The sequence below is a fragment of the Staphylococcus sp. EG-SA-2 genome, from assembly GCF_017152085.1.
The window spans coordinates 1-236 of the sequence record NZ_JACYHC010000387.1 but is presented as its reverse complement, the minus strand read 5'-3'; the positions used below and the strand labels follow the sequence as shown (position 1 = coordinate 236).

1 protein-coding gene is annotated in these 236 nt (G+C 28.8%); it reads right to left on the bottom strand.

Features of this window, described 5'->3' with window-relative positions; all coding sequences use genetic code 11:
• Positions 1–62: 62 nt before the first annotated feature.
• Positions 63–236: trypsin-like serine protease (locus IDG60_RS03610; RefSeq protein ID WP_206160501.1), on the bottom strand; the 174-nt coding region annotated here is incomplete at its 5' end.

Sequence of the window (236 nt, the reverse complement as noted above, 5' to 3'; positions counted from 1 at the left end):
TTATGTAACCGTTTTCTTAATCACTCTTTAAAAAATCAACTTCACGAATGAATTGATGATACTTATTTTTCAATATTATTTTGAATAAATTCTTTTAATTGTGGTGTGAAATAAACACCGAAATTCTTTTCAGATTCATCTTTTCCACTACCTGCATATAAAATACCAATCAGTTCATGTTTAGAATTCAATACAGGAGATCCTGAATTACCTGGTTGTGCATACGCATCAAATTC